Below are 25,814 nucleotides of genomic sequence, written 5' to 3'. Positions count from 1 at the left end.
CGAGCGTGTGCACTGGTGGCCGACAGTGCATACTGTCGGCCACCAGTGCTTCTATGGGTTAAAGCCTCAGCTTTCGATCGAACCGATGATCGTGAAGGTCATTGTGTGGGATTGGCCAGGGGCAAGCACAATGAGATCCTCGCCTGAATTAAAGGCATTCGGGGGGCAGGTCATTGGCTCAACGGCGATGCCGGTTCGTCCCATGGAATCAGCAGTGAATGCCTGAACCCACGGGGTGTCAGCTTTCAATTGAACCGTCAATCCGGTTTCCGGATCACGCAGTTGAACGGTCCATTCACCTTCGGGCAAACCGGTGAAAGCATGGTCAACAGATTGTGAGCCAAGTAGGCGCGGAGTGCGGAAATCACGCTCAAGATCGCCTACCGGGATCGTTTTAATGGGAGCCATGTTCTGGTCGACTTGGATGATCTCAGAGGCTGGAATTGTAACCTCGTATCCATCATTCTTCTTGCCATCGAGCGACAGGTAGGGGTGGGATGAAACGCCATATGGGGCGGGTGTGGAGCCGACGTTCTTTGCCACTAGAGTGACGGTTAGACCACGGCAGGCACTGAGTGCGTAGGTTACCCACGCTTCAATCGGCCACGGGTAGCCGTAGCGGGGAGCGATGAATGCTCCCAGTGTTGCTGAGTCAGAATCAGCGTGAATGATCGTCCAGTCAATCCAGGTCATCAGACCGTGCAATGCTGAGCCGGTTGCAGCTTCATTTACGTCAACCGTGTAGGTGACGCCTTCCCACGTGTATGTTCCTCCAGCAATACGGTTCGGCCAGGGCATCAGCGTTTTCCCCAAATAGCCTTCGGGAATTTCATCCGCGTCATGGGCGATGACTAAGTCTCGCCCTGCGTACCTGAGTGAGGCGAGTCCGGCGCCGACGGTAACGATCCGAGCCTCGTATTCGCCAGAAGAAAGAAGGATTTCGTAACCGGACGCGTGACGGGTAGGCATAGGTGCTCCTGACGGTTGGTGAATGCGTGAACTAGCGCGCTTATGCAATCAAGCTTAGTTGCGACAAGTGACAAAGTGAGGAAGTAGATTGACGAGGCACGAACTGTCACTCTACCAATTTGTTCAATGGCTAGATGTTCGTCATTCGGCCGTGACACAATGGGCGGATAACACTTTCGTCGCACACTCTTACCAAGGAGGAATCGTGACCACCACCGTCACGCGTGAATTCGTTGCCGGCCTGCCCAAGGCAGAACTGCATCTCCACCTTGAGGGCACGCTTGAACCTGATCTTAAGCTTGCTCTTGCTACCAAGCACGGCGTCGATATCGGTCAGTCGACCATCGAGGAAGTTCAGGCCAGCTACAACTTCACCGACCTGACCTCCTTCCTCGCTGTCTATTACCCGGCGATGAATGTCCTGCAGGATGAAGAGGACTTCGAGGCTCTGGCCTCCGCTTACTTCGCACGAGCCAAGGCGAACGGTGTTCGTCGCTCTGAGTGCTTCTTCGACCCCCAGGCTCACACCACGCGTGGTATTGCGATTGAAACTGTCATCAACGGCTACTACAAGGCTGTTGAGAAGGCTCGCGAAGATGGAATCTCCGCTGACCTGATTCTCTGCTTCCTGCGTGATATGAGCGCAGAATCCGCGCGAGAAACCCTTGAGTCGGCACTGCCATACAAGGACAAGTTCTTCGCCGTTGGCCTAGATTCTGACGAGCGCGATAATCCACCGGAGAAGTTCGCCGAAGTCTTCGCGATGGCGAAGGACAACGGTCTGCATGTCACGATGCACTGCGACATTGATCAGGTTGGCTCCATCGACAATATCCGTCGTGCGCTGACTGAGCTCGGTGCCGAGCGCCTTGACCATGGCACGAACATCGTGGAAGACGATGCGCTGGTTCAGCTGGTCGCAGATAAGGGTATCGGCTTGACCTCGTGCCCGCTATCGAACTCGTTCGTCACCGCGAACAACCACGATATGAAGGACAAGGAAGTGAAGGCTCTCCTTGAACGTGGCGTGAAGGTCACCATCAACTCTGATGACCCGGCCTATTTCGGTGGCTACGTTGCCGACAACTTCTACGCTCTTGCCGAGCAGGCAGGCTTCACCAAGGACATGCTTGTTCAGCTGGCACGTAATTCTCTTGAAATCGCCTGGGTTTCCGACGTAGAGCGTGCACGCCTGCTGGGCGAGCTCGACGCTTTTGTTGCAACCAACTGACTAGTCTTCTGGTTTCACTGGGGGGCAAGAGCTTCGCGAAGTTCGAACTCGACGTTGAAGGTGTAATCGTGTGAACACACGCCCATTTCACGAAAGAATACCCGCAAAGTGCATGACGCATAGAGTAGAGAGACTCATGTGGGGCCTCGTCGATAGGACGAACAGTGACTGAGCGTCAGTGAACCTCGAAGCCCAGTAAGCGGAAGTAATCACGAACTTCTTCGGTCGCCTCAGGTGAGGGAGGCTTTGTGTCACGCAACTGATAATCCAAGCCCAACGAATCCCACTTATCCTGACCCATCTGATGGAAGGGGAGGACCTCAACGCGGTCGATGACATTGCGCCACTGTGTGATGATGTTTCCGATCGCTTCGATATTGTCCTTGCCGTCAGTCAGTCCCGGCACCAAGACAAAACGAATCCACACGCGTGTCGTGCCACGCGCCGCTAGGCGATCACCGAAGTCAACGGTCGGCTGAAGGTCGCCGGTCGTGACCTTCTTATAGAGGTCAGGGATACCGGACTTCACGTCCAGCAGAACCAAATCCAGATCGTCGAGCATCGCGTCATCGCAGTTCGCGCCAAGGAACCCCGACGTATCCAAACAGGTGTGAACGCCCATTGCTTTCGCTCCGGCCAGGATGCGACGAACAAACTCTGGCTGCATCATGGCTTCGCCACCGGACAGGGTGACACCGCCACCCGTCGTGCGGAAAATCTTACGGTAGCGACGGATACGCGAGAGGATCTCGTCGATCTCAACGGGCGTTCCATCCTTCATTAAGAACGTGTCGGGATTGTGGCAGTACAGGCAGCGGAGCCCGCAGCCGTTGAGGAAAATTGTCAGACGCGTTCCCGGGCCGTCGACAGCGGTCACAAGCTCCCACGAGTGAACGGATCCCAGCGTGCCGTCATGCATCTTGCGCAGACGCTCCGTGCGTTCCACGTCGCTCAGCTCAGCCAGGCCTGCGACTCCTTGACCGCCCACGCGACCGGTCGGTGCTTGGAAGTCTTGATCGCGGAGCTTCGAGTGGGAATCAATGGGTCCGGTGGGAACGATTGAAGATCCATCGCCTACGGGGGCGGTGTGGGAAAGCTCAGTCATGGTGTCCTGATTGTGAATGAAGGGGAACGAGGGGCACGTTCACACTCTGTTCATTGTGAGTGCGCAATTGTCAAGGGCTGCCGACGCAATTCGGGGCGCAGGAAGAATCCCGCGCCCCGAAGCGGAAGATGCTGAATCTGTTTTACGCCAGCGTAAAGCGGATATCAGGCCGAGTGGTGGAAGGTACGCGAGAGAACGTCAAGCTGCTGCTCGCGGGTGAGCTTCACGAAGTTAACGGCGTAGCCGGAAACACGAACGGTCAGGTTCGGGTACTTCTCGGGGTGCTCGATTGCGTCTTCCAGGGTGGAACGATCAAGAACGTTGATGTTGGCGTGGTACAGGCCGTCGGACTCGCCGCGCTCTTCACGGGCTAGCTTCATGTCTGCGAGGCGCTCTTCGTAGGTCTTGGTTGCCATGATGATTTTCTCCTTATGGGGTGTTGGCTGGTCGCGGGAGCGAGGCTCGGTAGCGCCCCGCTCCCGGTAAGAATGATTAGTTACTGGAAATCATTTCACAGGTATCGTCCGGGACGAAGCCTGCATCGAGGATTCCGACAAGGTTGTCGATCTGCTCGTCCTTTGTACGGCCAAGGCCGGACGGGGTGATGGTGTTCGTCAGCGAGATGCCGTCGAGCGCATCGTTGTAGTCGAGTTTGCCGACCGACAGCATGGAAGCAACCATGCCGTGGGTGTCGATGCCGTTCTCCGGGTTTGCGCCCGGTGCGAACGGGGTGCCTGCGCGGTGCCCGGATGGGAATGCGCCGGTTGCCTTGCCGTAGACGACGTTCGAGGTGATCGTTAGGACGGACTGCGTCGGGATTGCGTCGCGGTACATCGGGATCTGACGGATCTTGTCCATGACGGTGTGGACGACGGTTGCGGCGATGTCATCGGCGCGGTCGTCATCGTTGCCGTAGGTCGGGAATTCGCCTTCGGTTGTGTAGTCGACAACCAGTCCGGTTTCGTCGCGGATCGGTGTGACCTTTGCGTACTTGATGGCTGCCAGCGAGTCAGCAACGATCGACAGGCCTGCGATACCGCAACCCATGGTGCGGATGATTTCGGAATCGTGCAGTGCCATTTCGACTGCTTCGTATGCGTAGCGGTCGTGGCAGTAGTGGATAATGTTGAGGGCTTCAACGTAGGTGCCGACAACCCAGTCGAGCATCTCTTCGTACTTGGCCCAGACCTCGTCGAAGTCGAGTGGGCCGTCACCCTCGATGGGGGCGTAGCCGGTGACGACCTGCTTGCCACTCATTTCGTCGCGACCACCGTTGATGGCGTAGAGCAGGGCCTTTGCAGCGTTGACGCGTGCGCCGAAGAACTGCATCTGCTTGCCGACCTTCATCGGGGAGACGCAACATGCGATGGCGGCGTCGTCGCCCCAGTGCTGGCGGATCTGCGGGTCGGACTCGTACTGGATGGACGAGGTTTCGATCGAGATCGCTGCGCAGAATTCCTTGTAGCCCTTGGGCAGGTTTTCATCCCAGAAGATCGTGATATTCGGTTCGGGGGCGGGGCCCAGGTTACGCAGGGTCTGCAACAAGCGGAATGAGGTCTTGGTGACCAGCGTGCGACCGTCGTCGCCGAAGCCTGCGTCCGACCAGGTTGCCCAGTAGGGGTCGCCCGAGAAGATCTGGTCGTAATCAATCGTGCGGAGGAAGCGCGTGATGCGGAGCTTGATGACGAGGGCGTCAATGATCTCTTGGGCGTCGGACTCGGTGATGAGACCGGCGGCGAGGTCGCGCTCGAAGTAGATGTCGAAGAAGGCTGAGAGGCGGCCGATCGACATCGCGGCGCCGTCCTGGCTCTTCACGGAGGCAAGGTAGCCGAAGTAGGTCCACTGGACCGCTTCCTTCGCGGTCTTCGCGGGCCCGGAGATGTCGAAGCCGTAGTCGGCCGCCATCTTCTTCAGCTTCTTGAGCGCCTTGATCTGCTCGGAGTGCTCCTCGCGGTAGCGCGCCCAGTGCTCGGAGAACGGCTGGTCTGCGTAGCGGTCCTTGTCCTGTTGCTTCCATTCGATGAGCTGATCGACGCCGTAGAGGGCGACTCGGCGGTAGTCGCCGATGATGCGGCCACGGCCGTAGGCGTCCGGCAGGCCAGTGATGATATGCGAGGAGCGGGCGGCGCGGATCCGAGGCGTGTAGATGTCGAAGACCGCGTCGTTGTGGGTCTTGCGGTACTGGGTGAAGATCTTCTTGACCTCGGGGTCGACCTCTTTACCGGCCTCCTTGATGGCGGTCTCGACCATGCGCCAGCCACCGTTGGGCATCATCGCGCGCTTGAGGGGGGCGTCTGTCTGCAGGCCGACGATAACGTCGTCGTCGGAGGAGATGAACCCGGGCTTGAAGGCGTCAATGTCGGCAGGGGTGTGGGTGTCGACATCGAGGATGCGGACCTTGCGCTCCTCGGAGAGGTACTCCTTTTCGAGGGTGTCCCAGACGCGAAGCGTCTTTTCGGTGGGACCTGCGAGGAAGGAGGCATCGCCCTCGTACGGCGTGTAGTTGCGCTGGATGAAGTCGCGGACGTCGATTTCTTTGTCCCAATTTCCAGTTTTGAAATCGGTCCAAGCGTCTTGTGTGGGGATGCTGGGAGCGGTCTGCTCTGTCATCGTTCCTCTTCTCAATAAATGCTTACGGACGATCGTTGTATCGCACTGCATTAGATGATTCTCGAATGTGTACCGGTAGGTACCTTGTAACAATTGTGTACCTACATAGTGAGGGTTTCCATACAGAGGTCATTTGTCACAGGTGCGGGTTCTCACAACCTGCACGATTGTTAACAATAAACATTTTTAATAGGGACCTTAGTCCCAAGTATGGGTGTGATGTTCTCTAAGTACGAGGCCGCGCTCGACTGTTTTTCTCTCTCAAAGAAATGGACGCGCGCATGTATTGAGTCCTATCTATGCCTATGCTCGATACCAACAGTGCAAGCACCTACGTGAGTGGTCAAGGAGTTTCTCGGTGGAAGAGCGTAGCCCCGAACTGAAAGTCGGTGTTCTCGGTGCAGGTACCGTCGGGTCACAGGTAATCCGCATGCTCACAGAGCAGGCCGATGATTTTGAAGCTCGTTCGGGTGCGCGTATGCGGGTGAACAAGGTGGCGGTCCGCAGGCTTGATGCACCCCGTGACTACGATGTGGATCCTGCACTTCTGACGATTCATCCCGAAGAAGCCATCGATGGCCAAGACATTGTTGTCGAATTGATCGGCGGTATTGAGCCAGCCCGGACCTATGTCATCCGTGCACTCAAACAGGGCATTTCCGTGGTGACCGGCAACAAGGCGCTTCTTGCTGCTCACGGTCCAGAGCTGTATGCTGCTGCGGCTGAAACCGGCACAGACCTCTACTACGAGGCCTCGGTTGCGGGCGCAGTTCCCGTCGTTTACGGCCTGCGCGAATCGCTTGCGGGTGACCGCATCACCAAGGTGATGGGCATCGTCAATGGCACGACCAATTTCATCCTCGATGCGATGGCATCGCGCGGTCTGTCCTATGAGGAAGCGCTGAAGCAAGCCCAGGAGCTCGGTTTTGCCGAAGCTGATCCCAGCGCAGATGTTGACGGTTTCGATGCGGCAGCAAAATGTTCAATTCTGGCCTCGTTGGCTTTCCATACGCGCGTCGGAATCGATGACGTTGCCGTTGAAGGCATCACCAAGATAACGGCAGAAGATATGGAAGAAGCTGCCTTCTTCGGTCGTGCGATCAAGCTTCTTGCCATCGCTGAGCGTCGTGTTGGAGAAGATGGTAAAGACGGCGTTGCCATGCGCGTCCACCCTGCGCTCGTCCCGCTCGATTCGCCTCTGGCCAGTGTCGACGGAGCGTTCAACGCCATCCTCGTCGAAGGTGAAGCAGCAGGCCGTCTGATGTTCTACGGTCAGGGTGCAGGCGGTGCTCCCACCGCGTCCGCCGTTCTTTCGGACCTCGTCGCTGCTGCCCACCACCGCGCGTTCGGCGGACACGCACCCCGTGAGTCCGTCTACGCTCACCTGCCGATTCTTGACCCGGGCACGGTCTTCACTCGCTACCAGATTCGTATGCAGGTAGAGGATCGCCTTGGCGTACTTTCCGATGTTGCCGGAATCTTCGCTCGCCACGGCGTCTCCATCCAGTCTGTGCACCAGCGCGACGACAAGGAACCGGGTGCCTGCGTTATCGTGGCGACAACCCACCTTGCCCGCGAAGCGAATCTGGCGGCAGTCGCACACGCCCTGTCGTGCTCGCCCGCGGTTCGTGAAGTCACCAGCGTAATTCGCGTCGAAGGGGAGTGACGTGAGAGTCACCGAAGAATTCGTTGCCGTCCGTGTCCCCGCAACCAGCGCGAACCTTGGCCCAGGATTCGACTCGATGGGGCTGGCGCTGAACCTTTGGGACGAAGTCGCAGTTCACGCAACCTCCGGAGTCCACACAAGCGTCACCGTTGAAGGTGAGGGCGCAGGGAACGTTGCAACCGGTGAAGACAATCTTGTCGTCCAAGCGATGCGCTTAGCGCTCGATCGTGCGGGCGCACCGCAGATTGGCGTGAAAATGCGTTGCACAAACCGTATTCCTCATTCGCGCGGAATGGGTTCATCAGCCAGTGCGATCGTTGCGGGAATCCTTCTTGCCCGCGCGCTTATCGGGCGCGAAGATGTCCTGACGGATGAAGAAGTCCTCATGATCGGTACCGAACTGGAAGGACACCCCGACAACGTTGCGCCAGCAATCGCTGGTGGAGCAACAATCGCGTGGGTCGATAACGGCCGGCCGGCTGCAGTTTCACTCTCGGTTCCTACCGCCATTGCCCCCGTCGTCTTTATACCTGACTTTGAATTGGCAACCGAAAAGGCCCGTTCCGCTCTTCCGCAAGTGGTCACCCATACAGATGCGCGCTTCAATGTCGCCCGAGCCGCTCTTCTTTCTGCCCTCCTTTCAGGACAGGCTCGTTCGGTAGGGCAGGCCTCGTTCCACGATCTGCTGATGGATGCCACGGCGGATGTTTTGCACCAGGAATACCGACGCGAAGCTATGGAGCCTTCGCTTGCGCTGGTGGATTGGTTGCGCAATGCCGGCATCGCGGCCACAGTTTCTGGTGCTGGACCGACGGTTCTGGCCATGGAGACGGTGCCGGACGAAATCTGCCAGGACGCCAGATCAGTGGGCTGGAAAGTCATGACTCTTGACGTGCCAAGCAAAGGTGCAGCGATTACTCGCGGGCGACTGGCGAAACTCTACTGATTATCCTTCAGTTCTGTTTTCTTTGTTTTCTTTCACTTTCGTGTGACTTTATGCGCACAAGCGCGCGACTTTAACGTTGTGGTGCGCATCGAGACAAACGGTTGGTACACTTGAAGCAGGTCTTACGGCCTGCCACGTTTTGGTGGCTCATCCCTTACGTCACGCGATCAGCGCTATCGCAACGTATTCCTCCCGTTTCAAAGGGAGATCCCCATTTGCTCGAAAAGAGCACTCCATATCCAGTGAGGATTCATTCGTGACAAACGAACAAGTCGCCCCCAAGACACGGTCTGCATTGCGGGGCATGAAGCTGGTTGAACTCCAGGCGCTAGCTTCCAGCCAAGGTCTCAAGGGCACGTCAAAGATGCGTAAGTCCGACCTGATCGAAGCTCTTTCTTCCTCGTCTGCGCCAGCTACGAAGGCTTCCGCTTCATCTGACGAGGCTCCCGCGCGTCGTGCCCGTGGTACGCGTCGTGTGGCTACCGCTGAAGTTTCACATGACCAGGTTGCGCCTGCTACCCAGGCGCCTGCCCAGGATCAGGGAACGAAGAATGACGACGCTGAACAGCCCCAGCGCAAGTCGCGTCGTCGTCGCGTCGCGACCGCTGGACCAACCGAACCGGCGACGATTGAACTGCCGGCTCCCAAGAAGGGCAGCGAGAAGCCCGAAGCGGAAGAAAACGCTTCCGTCAAGGCTCCGTCTCTGGACGCCATTGAGCTTCCCGAAGGGGAAGAAGGCGAAGAGCGCGGTCGTAACCGCCGTGATCGCAACAACCGTCGCCGTGATCGCAACAACCGCAACGATCGCTATAATCGTCGTAACCGTGACCGTAATGATCGGGGTGACCGCGAAGAACAGGTGCGCGAAGACGAACAGTTTGCTCCGATCGCTGGCATCTTGGATATCCAGGACAATCACGCATTTGTCCGCACTTCTGGTTACCTTCCCGGTCCGAACGATGTGTATGTCACCCTTGGCAACGTTCGCCGTTGGGGTCTGCGTGCGGGCGATGCCGTTGCAGGTGCCGTTCGCCAGCCCCGTGAAGGCGAACGGCAGCGTCAGAAGTACAACGCTCTGGTTCGCGTTGACTCCGTGAACGGCATGTCGATTGAGGAGGCGCAGGCTCGTCGCGAATTCTCCAAGCTCACCCCGGTTTACCCGAATGAGCAACTACGCCTCGAAACGTCCGCAAAGGCATACACGCCACGCGTTATCGACTTGGTCGCTCCGATCGGTAAAGGCCAGCGTGGCCTGATCGTTTCGCCACCGAAGGCCGGTAAGACGATGGTCATCCAGCAGATCGCGAAGGCTATCGAGATCAACAATCCCGAGGTTCACCTGATGGTCGTCCTGGTTGACGAACGTCCGGAAGAAGTGACGGATATGCGTTCGATCGTCAAGGGTGAGGTCATTGCCTCGACCTTCGATCGCCCCGCATCGGATCACACGATCGTCGCCGAACTTGCCATAGAGCGCGCAAAGCGTCTGGTTGAACTCGGCCAGGATGTTGTCGTTCTTCTTGACTCGATCACGCGACTGTCGCGCGCCTACAACCTGGCCGCACCGGCTTCCGGCCGCATCCTGTCGGGTGGCGTTGACGCATCCGCCCTGTACCCGCCGAAGAAGTTCTTCGGCGGCGCCCGTAATCTCAAGGAAGGTGGCTCGCTCACCATCATCGCGTCGGCTCTGGTTGAGACCGGCTCGAAGATGGACGAGGTCATTTTCGAAGAATTCAAGGGCACCGGCAATATGGAACTGCGTCTGTCGCGACAGCTGGCAGACCGTCGTATCTTCCCGGCGATCGACGTCAATGCGTCCGGTACCCGCCGTGAAGAAATGCTGTTCCAGCCTGAAGAACTTCGCATCATGTGGAAGCTTCGCCGCGTGATCGGCACGCTGGATCAGCAGTCCGGTCTGGAACTGATCCTTGAAAAGCTCAAGGAAACCCAGTCGAACGCTGAGTTCCTGATGATGGTCCAAAAGACCACTCCCAGTGCTGACTGAGAACCCCTGACGTGAAACGCACGTCAAAAGGTCGCGCGTTTCACGCATATGAGGGCCCTGCCACATAGACGTAAGAACGCCGAAAGTGGCACAATTGACGCCGTCGGCCATCGGTTCACCGGTTCGCCACCGTTTGGATACTCCAATTGGATACTCCAAGGCGGAAGGATACTTGCCACCAGATGTGGGAAGATCTGCGGATCCGGACCCGGGGCACCAACGAACCCAGGAGATACTCCATGAAGAAGGACATCCACCCCGAGTACGTGGATACCCTCGTGACTTGCACGTGCGGTAACAGCTTCCACACCCGTTCCACCCTCACCACCGGTGAGATGCGCGTGGACGTGTGCTCCGCTTGCCACCCGTTCTACACCGGCAAGCAGAAGATCCTCGACACCGGCGGTCGCGTCGCTAAGTTCGAGGCACGTTACGGGAAGCGTGTTCGCCCCTCCAAATGAGGCCAGCATACGTTGCGTTTTGATCGGCGCCGGGAGCGTTAAGCGCCCGGCGCCGAGGCGTATCTGACCACTCAGCTTTAAAGGAAGTCCATGGCAGTCGATAACGAGACCAGTGAAGGTCTGAGTGCCCTTGAAGCACTCTTGAGCGAGTACGAAAGCGTCGAACAGGAGATGTCGGCGCCGGATACTCTTTCCGACCCTGCGAAGATGCGTCGCGTGGGAAGGCGTTTCGCTGAGCTGTCTCGTATCAAGGCTGCTGCTGATCGACTCTCGAGCACCCGAGATGACCTTGACGCTGCCCGTGAATTGGCCATGGAAGATCCATCGTTCGCTGACGAGATTCCAGGCCTCGAAAATGAGGCGCAAGACGCCTACGACGCGCTACTGAAAATCCTCGCACCGCGCGACAGCGAGGATGCCCTCGACGTCATCCTCGAAATTAAAGCGGGGGAGGGCGGCGAAGAATCCGCTCTTTTTGCATCCGACCTAGCTCGCATGTACGCGCGCTACGCCGAATCGAAGGGGTGGAACGTCCAAGAACTCTCTTCAACGGACACTGAACTCGGTGGCTATAAAGACATCACTCTGGCAATTCGCGCCAAGGGAACCGTGACCCCAGAAGAAGGCGTGTGGGCTCACTTAAAGTTTGAGGGCGGAGTTCACCGCGTGCAGCGCGTGCCCGTCACCGAGTCGCAGGGTCGTATTCACACCTCCGCAGTCGGCGTCTTCGTCATGCCCGAAATTGAAGATGACACTGAGATTGTCATTGACCCGAACGACCTGCGCATTGACGTCTACCGTTCCTCGGGTCCCGGCGGCCAGTCGGTGAACACCACGGATTCCGCTGTCCGCATCACCCACATTCCGTCGGGCATCGTGGTCTCGATGCAGAACGAAAAATCGCAGCTACAGAACAAGGAAGCAGCCCTGCGCGTCTTGGCGTCCCGTTTGGCGGCCGAAGCTCGTGCGAAACGCGAAGCTGAAGCATCAGCCCAGCGCCTCTGCCAGGTTCGCACCGTTGACCGTTCCGAGCGCGTACGCACCTACAACTTCCCAGAAAACCGCATCGTTGAACACCGCACCGGCTACAAAGCGCACAATCTTGATCGGGTGCTTGCCGGCGAACTTGAGCCCGTCATCGCTTCGCTGATCGAAGCCGATGAAGCCGAGCGACTCGCCTCTGCCAGCGCCTGAGAGTCTCTCGCGACCATTTCACCGAGACCGTCCAATGACTGCCGAGATTTCCACCGTCCGCGACGCTCTTGCCTTCGCACGCGCCCAGCTTTCTCAGATCGACGAGGCCGCTCCAGCTTCCGAGGCGCGCGAACTTCTGGAATGGGCGGCGGATGTGGACTCAGTGTGGTCAATCCGTGAGCCTATCGCCCCGCCGATCATTCATCGCTTTATTGATGGGGTTGAACGACGAATGAAACGTGTTCCACTGCAACACATCACTGGGCGTATGTTCTTCCGCGGTTTGACGTTGCGCGTAATGCCCGGTGTCTTCGTGTGCCGTCCAGAAACCGAAGTCGTTGCGGGCCAGGCGATCGATCAGGCGCGCGAGATCCTGAAAACTCGTGACAGCGTGCGCCTCGTCGATCTGTGTACCGGATCAGGTGCAATCGCCTGCTCGCTCGCACACGAAATCCCCAAAGGCGATGTTTTCGCCGTTGAACTGTCGCCGGTGGCATTCCAATGCGCCAGGGAAAACTGCGAAAAATACGGTGGCGGGCGCATTGGCCTCGTGAACGGTGATGCAACTGACCCGGCCACTTTGGCTGACCTTGACGGCAGTGTCGACATTGTTGTCTCGAACCCGCCTTACGTTCCTTTTAACGAGGCTCCGACGCAGGCAGAAGCCCAGCGAGACCCGGATATGGCACTCTACGGGCTGGGGGAGAGTGGCATGCAGATTCCATCTGCGATCCTCGCGCGCAGCGCCACCTTGCTGAAGCCCGGCGGTTGGGTGATTGTTGAACACTCGCCGAGTCAATCAGAACTGATGCGTACCGCTGCACAACGGGCAGGCTTCACGCACCCTCAGACCATGCCCGATCTGACGGGTCGTGATCGCTACCTTGTTACCAGACGTGGCACAATGCCGATGTGACTACGCGAATCATTTCTTGCACCCCCACGTGGGATAGCTCAGACCTGAAGGAAGCGACAACCGCTGTCAAAAGCGGTCAGCTGATCGTCATTCCGACAGACACCGTGTACGGAATCGGGTGCGATGCGAGTAATCCTGACGCAGTGGCTCGCGTTCTTGCCGCCAAGGGACGAGGTCGCCAGATGCCGCCGCCCGTTGTCGTTCCGGGGCGCGAATCAATCGAAACTCTCTGCGTCGATATCCCCGAGGTTGCATACCGCTTGGCAGATGAATACTGGCCGGGCGGATTGACTCTGATCCTGCGGGCACGCCCCAATCTTGGCTGGGATCTGGGTGAAACCGGGGGAACAATCGGTGTGCGTATGCCGAACGAGCCTCGCATCCGCACGCTGTTGGATACGGTCGGACCACTGGCTCTGACCAGCGCAAACACCACAGGAAATCCACCGGCAACAAGCGTCGACGAAGCAGTGGACTACTTTGGGACGCAGGTTCTGCTCTACGTTGACGGTGGCCCGACTTCCGGTTCGACACCCTCAACAATCCTCGACTTCACGAAGGGTGGGGTGCGGGCAATCCGTCTGGGCACACTATCCTTAGAACAGTTATCGCTTACCGCTGGAACCACCATCGAACCCGCGAACACGTCGAAGTGATCGCAACCGATTCACACTGAAAGGCTTGGGACCCCCGACCGATGAAGGTCTATCTTCTGCTCATGCTCGTCGCCATGGGAGTCACCGTTTTGATGACTCCCATCGTCAGGCGTGCGTGCATTGCGTGGGGGATTGTTCCCAAGCTGCGTTCCCGCGACATCCAGAAGGACCCGATTCCTCGCCTTGGTGGAATCGCGATGACGGTCGGTCTTGTCGCGACGCTTCTATTGGCGTCGAGGATTCCCTACATGAGTCCCCTGTATGCAACCAGTATTCCCTGGGCAGTCCTTTTTGCCACCCTCGGAATGTGCATCCTTGGAGTGATCGACGATGTCATCGAACTGGACTGGATGGCGAAACTGTCCGGGCAGATCCTGATCACCGGAATCATGGCGTTTAACGGTGTTCAGCTGGTATCTTTCCCGATCTTCGGCGTCACCATCGGGTCATCGCGCCTGTCCTTGATCGTGACAGTGTTCCTTGTCGTCGGCATCATTAACGCCGTCAACTTCATTGATGGTCTTGATGGGCTAGCAGCGGGGATTATCGCTATTGGGGCGGCGGCATTCTTCGTCTATTCCTATTCGGTGACCCGCATCGTCGGCGCAACATCGTATGCGACGACGGCCTCGTTGATTACGATCACGCTGGTAGGCGTATGTGTCGGCTTCCTCTGGTTCAACTTCCACCCATCGTCAATCATGATGGGCGGGGGAGCGGAAACGCTCGGCCTTGTTTTGGCCGCAGCCGGCATCATCATGACCGGGCAAATTAACCCATCGCTGCTGGGAACGCAACAGATTTTTGTCGGGGTGCTCCCGATTGTCCTGCCCTTGTCGGTCATTTTCATCCCGATTCTTGACTTGGTTGTCACGTCGATCAGGCGAATGCTTCGAGGCAAGAGCCCATTCCACGCCGACCGATCCCACTTCCATGATCGTCTGATCATGCGAGGACACTCACACCGCACGGTTGTCGCGATCATGTGGATGTGGACGGCCCTCGTGTGTATTCCCGCAGTCTGCCTGCTTGTGGTCGACTGGAAGATCATTCTGCTGATTACCAGCCCATTCTTGGCTGTTGCTGTCGGTCTGACACTGCGCGAATTCCCCACTGCCCGCTACAGCGCACGCTGAATATCTGTCGCCCACTTTTGAAAGAACTACCTGCAATGACGACTCCCTCCCACAATCACGAACCGAAGGAAAACGAAGGAGTAGACGATTCTCGTCCCGCTTTCTTTGCTTCGACCGTGGCAAAGCTTGCGCGTCTTGAAATCGTGACCGCAGCGGTGGCGATCCTCTGTGTAGGAGCACTGGGCTACGCGGGGGAAGCGCAGATCCTCTCAATCCTCCTTGCTATCGGCGCGATCGCGTCAATTATTGGCATTCATGTGGGGTCGCTTCTGGCGCTCGGCCAGCCCGCCCGCAATCCTCTGGCGTGGATTGCCTTTTCGTACATCGGTCGCATCGGCGCAATCACTCTGTTCGTCTACCTACCGACCGCTTTTGCCCAGCCGGTGCGTTTTCCCGCTACCTGCGCTTTGATTGCGATCGTCGCCTCTCTGTTGTTCGAGTTGGTGGCGCTGGTGCGAATGCGCCAGTTTAACGTCGACTAGGTGTGCGAAGGTTCACGAGGCACAGAAAGAACCTCGTGACTGGCTTTCGACTGCGTGCGAACTCCTCCTCTGAACGCCCGTTCGTTCCCATGTGGGAAAACGTGAGCCACAACAATCTGGTGAGCTCATGTTTAAAGATGAATCAAAGCTCACACTGCTGGTACGATAATCAGACCGCTTCATCAACGGTGAAAATGCCTGTCAAAGTCGATTAACCTACCCGGGAGGACACCCTGTCCACGTCATCGCCCTCGACGAGCCGTCGAGCAAGCACTGCAAAACCGGTCTGGTATTGGACGCTTCTTGTCGTTCTCGTCATCGTTATCGTTGTTACGGCAGTCCCCGCTTTTACACAGCACCCCCATCAACCCGGACTTGAGGATTTTTTCCCGAGCGCAATTTTCGGGGAAGGAACTCTTTTTCAGTTCTCACGCTTGACTCTTGCCCGCGTGATCATGGCGCTTGTTCTCTGCCTTGCACTGGTTGGTGTTGCCCGTAAGCCGAAGCTCATTCCAGGTCGCGGTCAGATGGCCGTTGAATTCCTCGCCGATTTTATTCGCGCGAATGTTGCGCTTGAAATGCTTGGTAATAAGAACGGTCGTCGCTTTGCAGGATTCATCGGGTTCGCATTTTTTGGCGTCTTGGCCATGAACCTTGCCGGCGTTATTCCCGGCATCAATATTGCGGCATCCTCGGTCGTTGCTGTTCCGATGGTGTTCGCCATCATCACTTACGTGACCTTCGTCGGAAGCGGTATCAAGGCCCAAGGCGTTGGCCACTACTTCAAGTCCCAGCTTTTCCCGCCGGGATTGCCGAAGGCAATGTACCTGCTGATCACGCCGATTGAGTTCCTCTCGACGTTCATCGTTCGCCCGTCCACACTGATGTTTCGGCTTTTGGCGAACATGATTGCTGGTCACCTGCTCTTGGGTATGACCTACTTCGGTACCGCAATCCTTTTACACGAGCTCAACGCAATGAGCTCCCTCGGCGTGCTGACCGGCGCAGCAATGTTTGTTATGACGGCCTTCGAGGTTTTCGTTGCGTTCCTTCAGGCGTACATCTTCACGATCCTTTCCGCCGTTTACATCAAACTGTCCATCGAAGCTCACTGAGCCCAACCGCGCCTCTTGGCGTCCAACACAAAAGGAAGAACACTATGACAACCGCAGCATTTGCCTACATCGGCTACGGTCTTGCAACCCTCGGCCCTGCGATCGGCATTGGTTTCCTGGTCGGAAAGACTCAGGAATCCACCGCTCGTCAGCCTGAGGTTGGTGGCCGTCTGTTCACCAACATGATTATCGGCGCCGGCATGGTCGAGGCACTCGGCCTCATCGGCTTCGTTCTTCCGCTCATCGTTAAGTGACCATCGCTATGCACCAGGTAATCGCCGCGAGTGAGGAAGTAGGTGGCCTCGCTGTCATTCTTCCTCCGCTCTACGAGATCTTCTGGTCGGCGGTTGTTCTGCTCATCGTCCTCCTCCTCGTTGGTAAGTTCGCTCTTCCGCGTCTCTACGCTGCAATGGACGAACGCCAAGCGAAGATCGAAGAGGGCCTTGCTTTTGCCGAAAAGGCAAAGGAAGACCAAGCACGTGTAGCACGCGATCGTGAAGACGCTCTGAAGCAGGCGAACATCGAAGCTCACGAGATTCGTGAAAAGGCTTCCCAAGAAGCGCAGGGCATCATTGCTGACGCGCGGGTGGAAGCACAGAACGAAGCAACCCGTATCCTCGAGAACGCGCAACGTCAGATTCTTGCCGAAAAGCAGGCAGCTGAGATCTCCCTGCGCTCTGACGTTGGTCTTCTGGCAACCGAGTTGGCAGAAAAGATCGTTGGTGAACATCTGAGCGACACCGCGCTGACCAGCCGTGTCGTCGATCGTTTCCTTGACGATCTTGAGGCGGATACTCTCCGTGAAAGCGAGCGTACGAATCGATGAGTGAACTCGGTCGACTCTCTAGCGTTGCATGTGCAACGCAACTCGAAGACGCACTAGCCCAGAGCGATGTCGACGCGCGTGCAGTGGGAGAGGACTTCTTCTCCATCACTGACCTCGTGAAGAAAGAACCGCGGGTTATTCGTGCATTCACTGATCCATCACGTAGTGGTGAGGACAAAGCCCAGCTGGTTCGCACTTTGCTGAGCTCGCACCTTACAACGGACGCTTCACTCAGCGTTCTTCAAATGATGGTGCGTGAACACTGGTCGGATCTCGATAGCTTTGCCGATGCCACGGAGGTCCTTGGTATCCTCGCAGTTCTTTCAGATGCGAATCGCGCTTCGAGCCTCGATAGAGTCGAATCCGAACTCTTTGAAGTACGCCATTTCCTTGAAGGCAACCGTGAACTCCGCTTGAAGCTTTCCGATGCTTCGCTAGGCACATCCCATGAACGTGGTGATCTAGCCACCGCGATTTTTGAATCGAAGCTTTCAGTGTGGACGATGCGTTTGCTACGTCGTGCCGTCGGTCGTTCTCGTCGCGGGCGCCTTCTGGTGAACCTTCGACGCTTCGCCGAATGGTCAGCTGTCATCCAAAATAGGCGGCTTGTCACAGTTCAAAGCGCGGTCGAAATGTCACCGGAGCAGATTTCTCGTTTGCGTTCGCTCTTGGAAAAGCGCTTTAACTCAGAGATTTCACTTGCTATCTCGGTTGTTCCCGGTCTTGTCGGTGGCTTCAAATTACGTGCACAGACAACATCGATCGATGCCAGCCTCTCGACTCGTATCTCAGATATGAAACAGGCTCTGGCTTCCTAACAGCCACCACTACCGATTAGAAACGTTTACAGAAGGAATTACTCATGACTGACCTGTCTATCAGTCCCGAGGAGATCCGTGGCGCATTGGACTCCTTCATGCAGTCCTACCGTCCCAGTGAAGTAGCCACCGAAGAGGTTGGCCACGTCACCGAGACCGCCGACGGTATCGCTCACATCGAAGGCTTACCGGGCACAATGGCCAATGAGCTTCTCCGCTTCTCCGATGGCACACTTGGCTTGGCAATGAACCTGGAGCAACGCGAAATCGGTGCCGTTATTCTCGGTGACTTCGGTGGCATCGAAGAAGGCCAAGTTGTTCACCGAACGGGTGAAGTTCTTTCTGTTCCGGTTGGTGATGGCTACCTTGGACGTACGGTTGACCCGCTGGGTCGCCCGATCGATGGCTTGGGCGAGATCACCGATGTTGATGGCCGACGCGCACTCGAACTGCAGGCCCCCGGTGTCATGATGCGTAAGTCGGTTCACGAACCGTTGCAGACCGGCCTGAAGGCAATCGACTCAATGATCCCGATTGGTCGCGGACAGCGACAGCTGATCATCGGTGACCGCAAGACCGGTAAGACCGCGATTGCTCTGGACACGATCCTGAACCAGCGCGAAAACTGGAAATCCGGTGATCCGAACAAGCAGGTGCGATGCATCTACGTTGCGATCGGTCAGAAGGGCTCGACGATCGCTTCTGTGCGTTCAACTCTGGAAGATGCCGGTGCACTCGAATACACGACCATCGTTGCCTCCCCGGCTTCCGACCCCGCAGGCTACAAGTACATGGCCCCCTACACGGGTTCTGCACTTGGCCAGCACTGGATGTATCAGGGCAAGCACGTTCTGATCATCTTCGATGACCTTTCCAAGCAGGCTGAAGCCTACCGAGCGGTTTCCCTTCTTCTGCGTCGTCCACCAGGGCGTGAGGCATACCCCGGTGACGTTTTCTACTTGCACTCTCGTCTCCTTGAACGTTGTGCGAAGCTCTCCGATGAGCTCGGTGCGGGTTCAATGACGGGGCTTCCGATCATTGAAACCAAGGCAAACGACGTGTCTGCCTACATTCCGACCAACGTCATTTCGATTACCGATGGTCAGATCTTCTTGCAGTCCGATCTGTTCAACTCGAATCAGCGTCCGGCCGTTGACGTCGGTATCTCGGTTTCTCGCGTTGGTGGCGACGCACAGGTGAAGGCAATGAAGAAGGTTGCTGGCACGCTGAAGCTGACACTCGCTCAGTACCGTTCGATGGCTGCATTCGCCATGTTCGCTTCTGACCTTGATCCGGCAACCCGCCAGCAGCTGACTCGCGGTGAGCGTCTGATGGAGCTTCTGAAGCAACCGCAGGCATCGCCGTATTCGACTGCAGAGCAGGTCGCTTCGATCTGGACTGGTACGCATGGCTACTTGGATGACCTTGAGGTCGACGCGGTTCTTTCCTTCGAGCGCTCCCTGCTGGATCACCTGCGCGTGAACTCTTCAGTTCTGAGCACGATCGAATCAACCGGTTTGCTGGAAAGTGAAACAGAAGCTGAACTGGAATCCCAGGTGAAGGCATTCCATGATCAGTGGGTCAGCGCTGGTCGAGGCGTTGCCACACTGGATGACTTAGAGGTGGAAGCAACTCAGACTCGCGAAGAAATCACCCGTCAGCGTCCCTCGAACGAGAAGGCCTGATCCATGGGTGGTCAGCAGAGGATCTACAAGCAGCGGATTGCGTCAACTCAAACGCTGGCAAAGGTCTTCCGCGCGATGGAAATGATCGCAGCGTCAAGGATTGGAGCTGCGCGTCGCGCGGCTTCGGGTCTTGGCCCGTACGAAAAGGCATTGACGCAGGCAGTTGCAGCAGTCGCGATCCACACGGATTTGGATCACGCACTGACGCGTGAACGTCACAATACGCATCGCGTGGCTGTTCTTGTCATTGCTTCCGACCGTGGCATGGCGGGTGCCTATGCGGCGACGATTCTTCGTGAATCGGAACGCCTGATTACTCGCCTGAAGGACGAGGGTAAAGAGCCCATCATCTATACCTTCGGTCGTCGTGCACGCTCGTATTTCCGATTCCGTGGAGTCGCCATCGAACGCTCATGGGAAGGTGAATCTGATTCGCCGACTCTTGAAACAACTCGTGAGATCGCAACCGAACTTCTCTCCCGTTTCTTGGACGGCACCCTGATGACGGGTGTTTCAGAAGTTCACCTGGTATACACGCGTTTCGTGTCCGTGATGAGTCAGGTTCCCGAGGTCCGACAGATGCTTCCGCTTTCTGTTGTTGACGCTCCCGAATCGGACCAAGAACGCGGGGAAGAACGCGGTTACTACGACGATCCATCATCGACGTTCCCCGAATACGAATTTATCCCATCCCCGGAAGCTGTACTCGATGCGATCCTTCCGCTGTATGTGGAAAGTCGTATTCATAATGTGCTCCTGCAGTCGGCTGCCTCTGAGCTTGCGTCGCGTCAGCGCGCAATGCACACCGCAACCGATAACGCAGAAGAGCTCATCACCAAGTACACGCGCCTGGCCAACTCGGCCCGTCAGGCGGACATCACCCAGGAGATCAGTGAGATCGTGGGCGGGGCCGACGCATTGGTCGCGGGCTGAGCCCCAGAACACGGAGAAGAACTATGAGCCAGGAAGAACAAAAAGCGGAAGGTCGCGTCGCTCGCGTCGTCGGCCCAGTCGTTGACGTCGAGTTCCCGCCAGACAGCATTCCTCCGCTGTACAACGCACTGAAGGTCGATGTTGATCTTGCCGGACAGGGCGAGGGTGAAGGATCCTTCACCATGACCCTCGAGGTCGCGCAGCACCTCGGTGACAACCTTGTTCGTACCATCGCGCTGAAGCCGACCGATGGTCTAGTTCGTGGTGCTGTTGTCACTGACACGGGTGCACCGATCTCGGTTCCCGTCGGCGATATCACCAAGGGCCACGTGTTCAACGTGACCGGCGAACCGCTGAACCTGAAGGAAGGCGAGCAACTCGAAATCACCGAGCGTTGGCCAATTCACCGCCAGCCTCCGGCATTCGATCAGCTTGAAGCCCGCACCAAGATGTTCGAAACGGGCATCAAGGTTATCGACCTTCTGACCCCCTACGTCCAGGGTGGCAAGATCGGTTTGTTCGGCGGTGCAGGCGTCGGCAAGACCGTTCTGATTCAGGAAATGATTCAGCGTGTTGCTTTGAACCACGGTGGCGTGTCCGTGTTCGCCGGTGTTGGCGAACGTACCCGTGAAGGCAACGACCTGATCCGCGAAATGGAAGAGGCAGGCGTCTTCGACAAGACCGCGCTTGTGTTCGGTCAGATGGACGAACCGCCAGGCACGCGCCTGCGTATCGCACTCACCGGTCTGACGATGGCTGAGTACTTCCGCGACGTTCAGCATCAGGACGTGCTTCTGTTCATTGACAACATCTTCCGTTTCACTCAGGCAGGTTCTGAGGTTTCAACGCTTCTTGGCCGTATGCCTTCGGCCGTCGGCTACCAGCCGAACTTGGCCGACGAAATGGGCCAGTTACAGGAACGTATTACCTCCGCAGGCGGTCACTCGATTACGTCGTTGCAGGCCATTTACGTGCCTGCCGACGACTACACTGACCCGGCTCCGGCAACGACCTTCGCCCACCTCGATGCAACCACCGAACTCTCGCGTGAAATTGCATCGAAGGGCATCTACCCGGCAGTGGATCCGCTGGCATCCTCGTCACGAATCCTTGATCCGACTCTGGTTGGTCGCGAACACTACGACACTGCAACCCACGTGAAGGCGATTCTTCAGAAGAACAAGGAACTCCAGGACATCATCGCGATTCTTGGTGTTGATGAACTCTCCGAAGAAGACAAGGTCACGGTCGCACGTGCACGTCGTATTGAACAGTTCTTGGCACAGAACATGTACATGGCTGAGAAGTTCACCGGTGTTCCCGGTTCGACGGTTCCGCTGTCTGAAACCATCGAAGCCTTCAAGCGTCTTGCCGAGGGTTACTACGACGAGGCTCCGGAGCAAGCGTTCTACAATGCTGGTGGCATCGAAGACGTTGAGCGTGCATGGCATGAGCTCAAGAAGGATGCCTGATGGCCGACAAGGTACTCCAAGTCGAAATCGTCTCCCACGAGGGACGTCTCTGGCACGGCGTTGGCACGTCCGTCCAGATCCCCGTGGTTGATGGACAGCTGGGTATTCTGCCGGGTCGTCAGCCCATGCTTGCCATGCTGAATGCAGGCACTGTGCTGGTGACGACCAAGGAAGGTATCCAGACGTTCACCGTTGACAGCGGATTTGCGTCCGTTGACTCTGATTTTGTGACCGTGGTCGCTGATCACGGTACGATTTCCTGATAAGGAGCCCCCGCTCGGGTGAATCCGAGCGGGGGCACTTTCACATTTTTGAACGGAGGTGCTTCATGACTTCGCTTTTCGTCATTGTGGTGTGGCTCGTGGCATGTGTTGTGGTTATTGGTCTGCTTGTCTTGCTGATAATTAACGTGCGTGCTCGTCACTTGGAAAACAAGCTTGGCGCATTCCGGTCATTCTCACGTCCCGATCAGCACTCGGGATGGACGGCGGGACTGGGCCTCTACGACGTTGAATCGCTGTCGTGGTATCGCTTGGTTGGCTTGACGAATAAGCCCGTGTATTCCGTGAAGCGTCGAGGCCTTCAGATCTTAGCGGCGAACCCGCATTCTAAAGATGGCGAACTTGTTGAGATTCGCCTGCTCTCCAACGAGAAGCGCTATGAGATCGCATTGTCAAAGGAAACATACAATGCGCTTGTCTCGTGGGTCGAATCCGGTCCGCCTCAAGTCTGAGTTCTTTTCATGCACTGCTACTAGGTTGCTTGCTTCCTGCTTTACAGCCTTGAAATTTGAGCATCTCGCCACGTCTGAGGCGTTGATAGTAAAGATCGGGTGCCTTCACCTGTTAGGCTCTGGGGCGTGCGAGTCCTCATTGCAACGTGCACCGTTGATTATTCCGGTCGTCTGTCAGCCCACCTTGACCCCGCCACGCGCGTCATCATGCTCAAGGCGGATGGTTCAATTTTGATCCACTCCGATGGTGGATCATATAAGCCTCTGAACTGGATGAATGCCCCGTGCACGGTCACTGTGGAAGTGCCTGAAAGTGATGAGGAAGTCGACGGCGTTACTGAAGTTTGGACTGTCCAAGCAGATAAGAAAGATGACCGTCTTGTCATCTCGATTCACGACATCGTCTCGGATGTGAATGTTGATTTGGGCGAAGATCCCGGTCTTGTGAAAGACGGCGTTGAGACACATCTTCAGGCGTTGCTGGCAGAGCAGGTTCCTGAAGTCTTGGGTGAAGGCTGGACTTTCGTTCGCCGTGAGTTTGAAACTCCGATCGGCCCCGTTGATTTGATGGTGAAGAACCCGCAGGGTGAGCACGTTGCTATTGAAGTGAAACGTCGTGGCGGTATCGATGGTGTTGAGCAGCTGACTCGCTACCTTTCGCTTTTGTCGCGCGATCCGTTGCTGAAGAATTTGTCGGGCATTTTTGCCGCCCAGGAGATTTCGAAGCAGGCTCGTACTCTGGCCGAGGATCGTGGCATCCGCTGTGTTGTACTCGATTATGACGCTATGCGTGGCTTCGATGATCCTGAGTCACGTCTGTTCTGATGTTGTCGAACGCGCGCTGACATCTATCGCCATGATGAAGAAGCGAATGGAGAAGTAGGGGCCATGGCACGGCGTTCAATGAAACGGCGATGGGGTGAGCCTCACCGTGAACTTGATATGACACGGCTTTCGTCGATGCCGCATACGGAAACAGGGCCTGATGGTAGTGATTATCAGGTTCGTCGCGTCTCGTCATCTTCGAAGGAATATACATGCCCGGGTTGTTTGCGTCCGGTGCTTGTTGGGGCAGCGCACGTTGTTGCGTGGCCAGAAGAAGCTCCCTATGGTTTGCCTCAGGGGCTCGATGGTAGGCGTCATTGGCACACGGATTGTTGGAACAGGGGACTGCGTCCGAACTAGGAAGTGGCCTAGGCGCTTGGAAATGCCCTTTAATCTCATGTTATTTATCACGAGATAGTGAATTTAACGTGTCTGTTCGCGCGTTTCCTCGTATCGTTGAACGGTTAGAGTCTTTACTTCATAACCGAGGAGGCAACGCGTGGACCGAATCAAGGCGTACGCCGCTGCTACCACCGCTGGCGCGATCGCACTGGTTTTTGTGATCATTGGTGTCCTTGCTCTGACCGTTTTTCAGCCGGCAAAGGAACTGTCGTCGTCTATTGAGTCGCCAACGGCGATCATCATGACGCATGACCGCGTTCTGCCGTTGCTTGACAAGAACGTTGTCGTGACGGCGACGTCAAAATCGGGCGCTGAGCTGACGCTCGGTGTCGGCACTCCCGGTGACGTCCTCGGTTGGATCGGGAACGATCCCTACACCGAAGTTGTTGGTCTGACCTCGGATCGTAGTGTCCTAAAGGTGAATCAGCACGAAGGCGCTGCTGGTGATACCGGTCAGTCGGGCCCGCAGTCTGGTGCTCAGTCTGGCTCGGATACGTCGCACTCCGGTGCTCAGTCGGGCGCTCAGCCTGGTGCTACTCAATCTCAGGTGGGGACTGAGCCTGCTCAGTTGGTTGCCGACGCATCCAAGTCTGATATGTGGTTGCACTCTGTGACGGGTGAGGGCACGGTATCCATGTCTTTAGATGATGTTTCCGCAGGTCTTTCGGTGCTGGCAGTCTCTACGTCGGGTGCTTCTGATACGACCCTGACATTGACGTGGGCAACCCGTAGTGTGAATACTCTTGCGATTGTTTCCTTTATTCTTGCGATCCTGTTTGCATTGATCGCAGGTGTGGCATTCCTGAGCCGTTACCAGCTTCTTCGTCATCGTGCCGAGCGCGCGAAGGCGCTGGAAGAGCGTCGTAGCGCTGACTCGACCGATACTCAAACAATTGACGTTAATGCGGTGAACGCTCTAGCCGATGCAAAGAAGGTCGAAGAAATCGAAGAAGCTTCTGTTCAGGACACTTCCACCGAGGAAAACGAAGAGTCTGCGCAGCAGGACACTTTAGATGAAGCCCTCCAAGTCGCAGATACTGAAGCTACAGACAAGGTCAGCGATTCTGAAGAGACAGTAGAGCAGGCAATCGACGAATGGGCGACGGATAACCGAGTAAACGCTAGCGAAACCACTGAAGAGACCAGTGAGGCGACCACTTCTGATGAAGTGGCCTTCGATGCTGCCCCTGCTTCCGACAACAGTGAGCAGGTTGCTCAAGCAGAATCTGAAGATTCAGCTGTGGGTGAAGATGACCCCTCAGAAGAAACCCCCGAAGCAGAAGAAACGCTGAAGCCGGTGGCTGGCCGCCACGGTCAATGGACGGGCACCGAAGACCAGGATCCGCCGGAGAAGGTCTCAACCGATACCGGCATCATCGATCTGTCGAGCATCCGCCCCGGCGTCACACTTCCAAGCCGTCGCGCACTGCGCGAAGCTCGTGAGAAGGGCGAAGAGAAGATCGTGATCGATGGACGCGAGTTCAACACCGGCCTGATCCCGATCGTGCACCAGACGGATTCTGATGATTCGACGGGATCAGAGTCTGAAGAATCCTCGTCTGCTTCCCGTAGTGGAAGTGACTCGTGGACGAAGCTCCTGTCTAGCTGGTTGAAGAAGAACTGACGAA

26 protein-coding genes are annotated in these 25,814 nt (G+C 56.8%); 22 read left to right on the top strand and 4 right to left on the bottom strand.

Going from position 1 to position 25,814, the window contains the following annotated elements:
• Window positions 1-66 precede the first annotated feature (66 nt).
• Window positions 67-969 carry an aldose-1-epimerase gene (locus QP109_RS04065; protein ID WP_285023442.1) on the bottom strand — a complete coding sequence of 301 codons (903 nt, stop codon included), beginning with the start codon at window positions 967-969 and terminating at the stop codon, window positions 67-69.
• 205 nt (window positions 970-1,174) lie between these two features.
• Between QP109_RS04065 and add the strand changes: the two genes are divergently transcribed.
• Window positions 1,175-2,200, top strand: a complete 1,026-nt coding sequence (gene add, locus QP109_RS04060; protein WP_285023439.1) for an adenosine deaminase — start codon at window positions 1,175-1,177, stop codon at window positions 2,198-2,200.
• A 175-nt stretch (window positions 2,201-2,375) separates the two neighbouring features.
• Here add and pflA read toward each other — a convergent pair whose 3' ends face one another.
• The 3 genes from pflA to pflB form a co-directional block, all read right to left on the bottom strand.
• Entirely contained in the window at window positions 2,376-3,305 is a 930-nt protein-coding gene (gene pflA, locus QP109_RS04055) for a pyruvate formate-lyase-activating protein (RefSeq protein WP_285023437.1), read from the bottom strand.
• A 164-nt stretch (window positions 3,306-3,469) separates the two neighbouring features.
• Window positions 3,470-3,721, bottom strand: a complete 252-nt coding sequence (gene grcA2 / locus QP109_RS04050) for an autonomous glycyl radical cofactor GrcA2 (RefSeq protein ID WP_006681276.1) — start codon at window positions 3,719-3,721, stop codon at window positions 3,470-3,472.
• Between the two features lie 76 nt (window positions 3,722-3,797).
• On the bottom strand, window positions 3,798-5,915 hold the full coding sequence (gene pflB / locus QP109_RS04045; protein ID WP_270772705.1) for a formate C-acetyltransferase: 2,118 nt from the start codon (window positions 5,913-5,915) through the stop codon (window positions 3,798-3,800).
• Between the two features lie 358 nt (window positions 5,916-6,273).
• On the opposite strand from pflB, the gene QP109_RS04040 reads away from it, so the two are divergent.
• From QP109_RS04040 to QP109_RS03940, 21 genes are all read left to right on the top strand, one after another.
• Entirely contained in the window at window positions 6,274-7,581 is a 1,308-nt protein-coding gene (locus QP109_RS04040; protein WP_285023436.1) for a homoserine dehydrogenase, read from the top strand.
• A gap of 1 nt (window position 7,582) precedes the next feature.
• The gene (gene thrB, locus QP109_RS04035; protein WP_285023435.1) at window positions 7,583-8,527 is read left to right on the top strand and encodes a homoserine kinase; all 945 of its coding nucleotides are present in this window, start codon (window positions 7,583-7,585) and stop codon (window positions 8,525-8,527) included.
• Between the two features lie 256 nt (window positions 8,528-8,783).
• The gene (gene rho / locus QP109_RS04030) at window positions 8,784-10,532 is read left to right on the top strand and encodes a transcription termination factor Rho (protein WP_285023434.1); all 1,749 of its coding nucleotides are present in this window, start codon (window positions 8,784-8,786) and stop codon (window positions 10,530-10,532) included.
• Window positions 10,533-10,771: 239 nt separating this feature from the next.
• Window positions 10,772-10,993, top strand: a complete 222-nt coding sequence (rpmE, locus tag QP109_RS04025; protein ID WP_006681271.1) for a 50S ribosomal protein L31 — start codon at window positions 10,772-10,774, stop codon at window positions 10,991-10,993.
• Window positions 10,994-11,083: 90 nt separating this feature from the next.
• The gene (prfA, locus tag QP109_RS04020) at window positions 11,084-12,187 is read left to right on the top strand and encodes a peptide chain release factor 1 (protein ID WP_285023432.1); all 1,104 of its coding nucleotides are present in this window, start codon (window positions 11,084-11,086) and stop codon (window positions 12,185-12,187) included.
• Window positions 12,188-12,221: 34 nt separating this feature from the next.
• A complete protein-coding gene (gene prmC / locus QP109_RS04015; protein ID WP_285023430.1) occupies window positions 12,222-13,103 on the top strand; it encodes a peptide chain release factor N(5)-glutamine methyltransferase in 882 nt (293 codons plus the stop codon).
• On the top strand, window positions 13,100-13,759 hold the full coding sequence (locus tag QP109_RS04010) for an L-threonylcarbamoyladenylate synthase (RefSeq protein WP_285023429.1): 660 nt from the start codon (window positions 13,100-13,102) through the stop codon (window positions 13,757-13,759). Before prmC ends, QP109_RS04010 begins: the two co-directional genes overlap by 4 nt.
• Window positions 13,760-13,800: 41 nt before the next feature.
• On the top strand, window positions 13,801-14,895 hold the full coding sequence (locus tag QP109_RS04005) for a glycosyltransferase family 4 protein (RefSeq protein ID WP_285023428.1): 1,095 nt from the start codon (window positions 13,801-13,803) through the stop codon (window positions 14,893-14,895).
• Window positions 14,896-14,930: 35 nt separating this feature from the next.
• A complete protein-coding gene (locus tag QP109_RS04000; protein WP_285023426.1) occupies window positions 14,931-15,377 on the top strand; it encodes a hypothetical protein in 447 nt (148 codons plus the stop codon).
• Between the two features lie 233 nt (window positions 15,378-15,610).
• Window positions 15,611-16,492: a F0F1 ATP synthase subunit A gene (atpB, locus tag QP109_RS03995; RefSeq protein WP_285023519.1), complete on the top strand. Its 882-nt coding sequence runs from the start codon at window positions 15,611-15,613 to the stop codon at window positions 16,490-16,492.
• A gap of 44 nt (window positions 16,493-16,536) precedes the next feature.
• Window positions 16,537-16,746 (top strand): ATP synthase F0 subunit C, encoded by a 210-nt coding sequence (gene atpE / locus QP109_RS03990; protein ID WP_101627402.1) that lies wholly within the window; start codon window positions 16,537-16,539, stop codon window positions 16,744-16,746.
• Window positions 16,747-16,754: 8 nt separating this feature from the next.
• On the top strand, window positions 16,755-17,318 hold the full coding sequence (locus tag QP109_RS03985) for a F0F1 ATP synthase subunit B (protein ID WP_285023518.1): 564 nt from the start codon (window positions 16,755-16,757) through the stop codon (window positions 17,316-17,318).
• Entirely contained in the window at window positions 17,315-18,136 is an 822-nt protein-coding gene (locus QP109_RS03980) for a F0F1 ATP synthase subunit delta (RefSeq protein ID WP_101627400.1), read from the top strand. Before QP109_RS03985 ends, QP109_RS03980 begins: the two co-directional genes overlap by 4 nt.
• A gap of 44 nt (window positions 18,137-18,180) precedes the next feature.
• Window positions 18,181-19,821 carry a F0F1 ATP synthase subunit alpha gene (atpA, locus tag QP109_RS03975; protein WP_101627399.1) on the top strand — a complete coding sequence of 547 codons (1,641 nt, stop codon included), beginning with the start codon at window positions 18,181-18,183 and terminating at the stop codon, window positions 19,819-19,821.
• Between the two features lie 3 nt (window positions 19,822-19,824).
• The gene (locus QP109_RS03970; protein ID WP_285023424.1) at window positions 19,825-20,754 is read left to right on the top strand and encodes a F0F1 ATP synthase subunit gamma; all 930 of its coding nucleotides are present in this window, start codon (window positions 19,825-19,827) and stop codon (window positions 20,752-20,754) included.
• A gap of 23 nt (window positions 20,755-20,777) precedes the next feature.
• Entirely contained in the window at window positions 20,778-22,226 is a 1,449-nt protein-coding gene (gene atpD / locus QP109_RS03965; RefSeq protein ID WP_006681259.1) for a F0F1 ATP synthase subunit beta, read from the top strand.
• Entirely contained in the window at window positions 22,226-22,489 is a 264-nt protein-coding gene (locus tag QP109_RS03960; protein WP_195225233.1) for a F0F1 ATP synthase subunit delta/epsilon, read from the top strand. The genes atpD and QP109_RS03960 overlap by 1 nt, the downstream gene beginning before the upstream one ends.
• Window positions 22,490-22,554: 65 nt before the next feature.
• Window positions 22,555-22,959, top strand: coding sequence for a DUF2550 family protein (locus tag QP109_RS03955; protein ID WP_101627395.1), 405 nt, complete (start codon window positions 22,555-22,557; stop codon window positions 22,957-22,959).
• A gap of 126 nt (window positions 22,960-23,085) precedes the next feature.
• Window positions 23,086-23,784 carry an endonuclease NucS gene (gene nucS / locus QP109_RS03950; protein WP_101627394.1) on the top strand — a complete coding sequence of 233 codons (699 nt, stop codon included), beginning with the start codon at window positions 23,086-23,088 and terminating at the stop codon, window positions 23,782-23,784.
• A 63-nt stretch (window positions 23,785-23,847) separates the two neighbouring features.
• Window positions 23,848-24,144, top strand: a complete 297-nt coding sequence (locus tag QP109_RS03945; RefSeq protein ID WP_497008164.1) for an Rv1322 family protein — start codon at window positions 23,848-23,850, stop codon at window positions 24,142-24,144.
• Window positions 24,145-24,283: 139 nt separating this feature from the next.
• On the top strand, window positions 24,284-25,810 hold the full coding sequence (locus tag QP109_RS03940; protein WP_285023421.1) for a hypothetical protein: 1,527 nt from the start codon (window positions 24,284-24,286) through the stop codon (window positions 25,808-25,810).
• Window positions 25,811-25,814 lie beyond the last annotated feature (4 nt).

Origin of the sequence: Pauljensenia sp. UMB9872, from assembly GCF_030212665.1 — a bacterium.
GTDB classification, from domain to species: domain Bacteria; phylum Actinomycetota; class Actinomycetes; order Actinomycetales; family Actinomycetaceae; genus Pauljensenia; species Pauljensenia turicensis_B.
The sequence above is the reverse complement of the archived record's forward strand: the minus strand, read 5'-3'. Positions and strand labels throughout refer to the sequence as shown.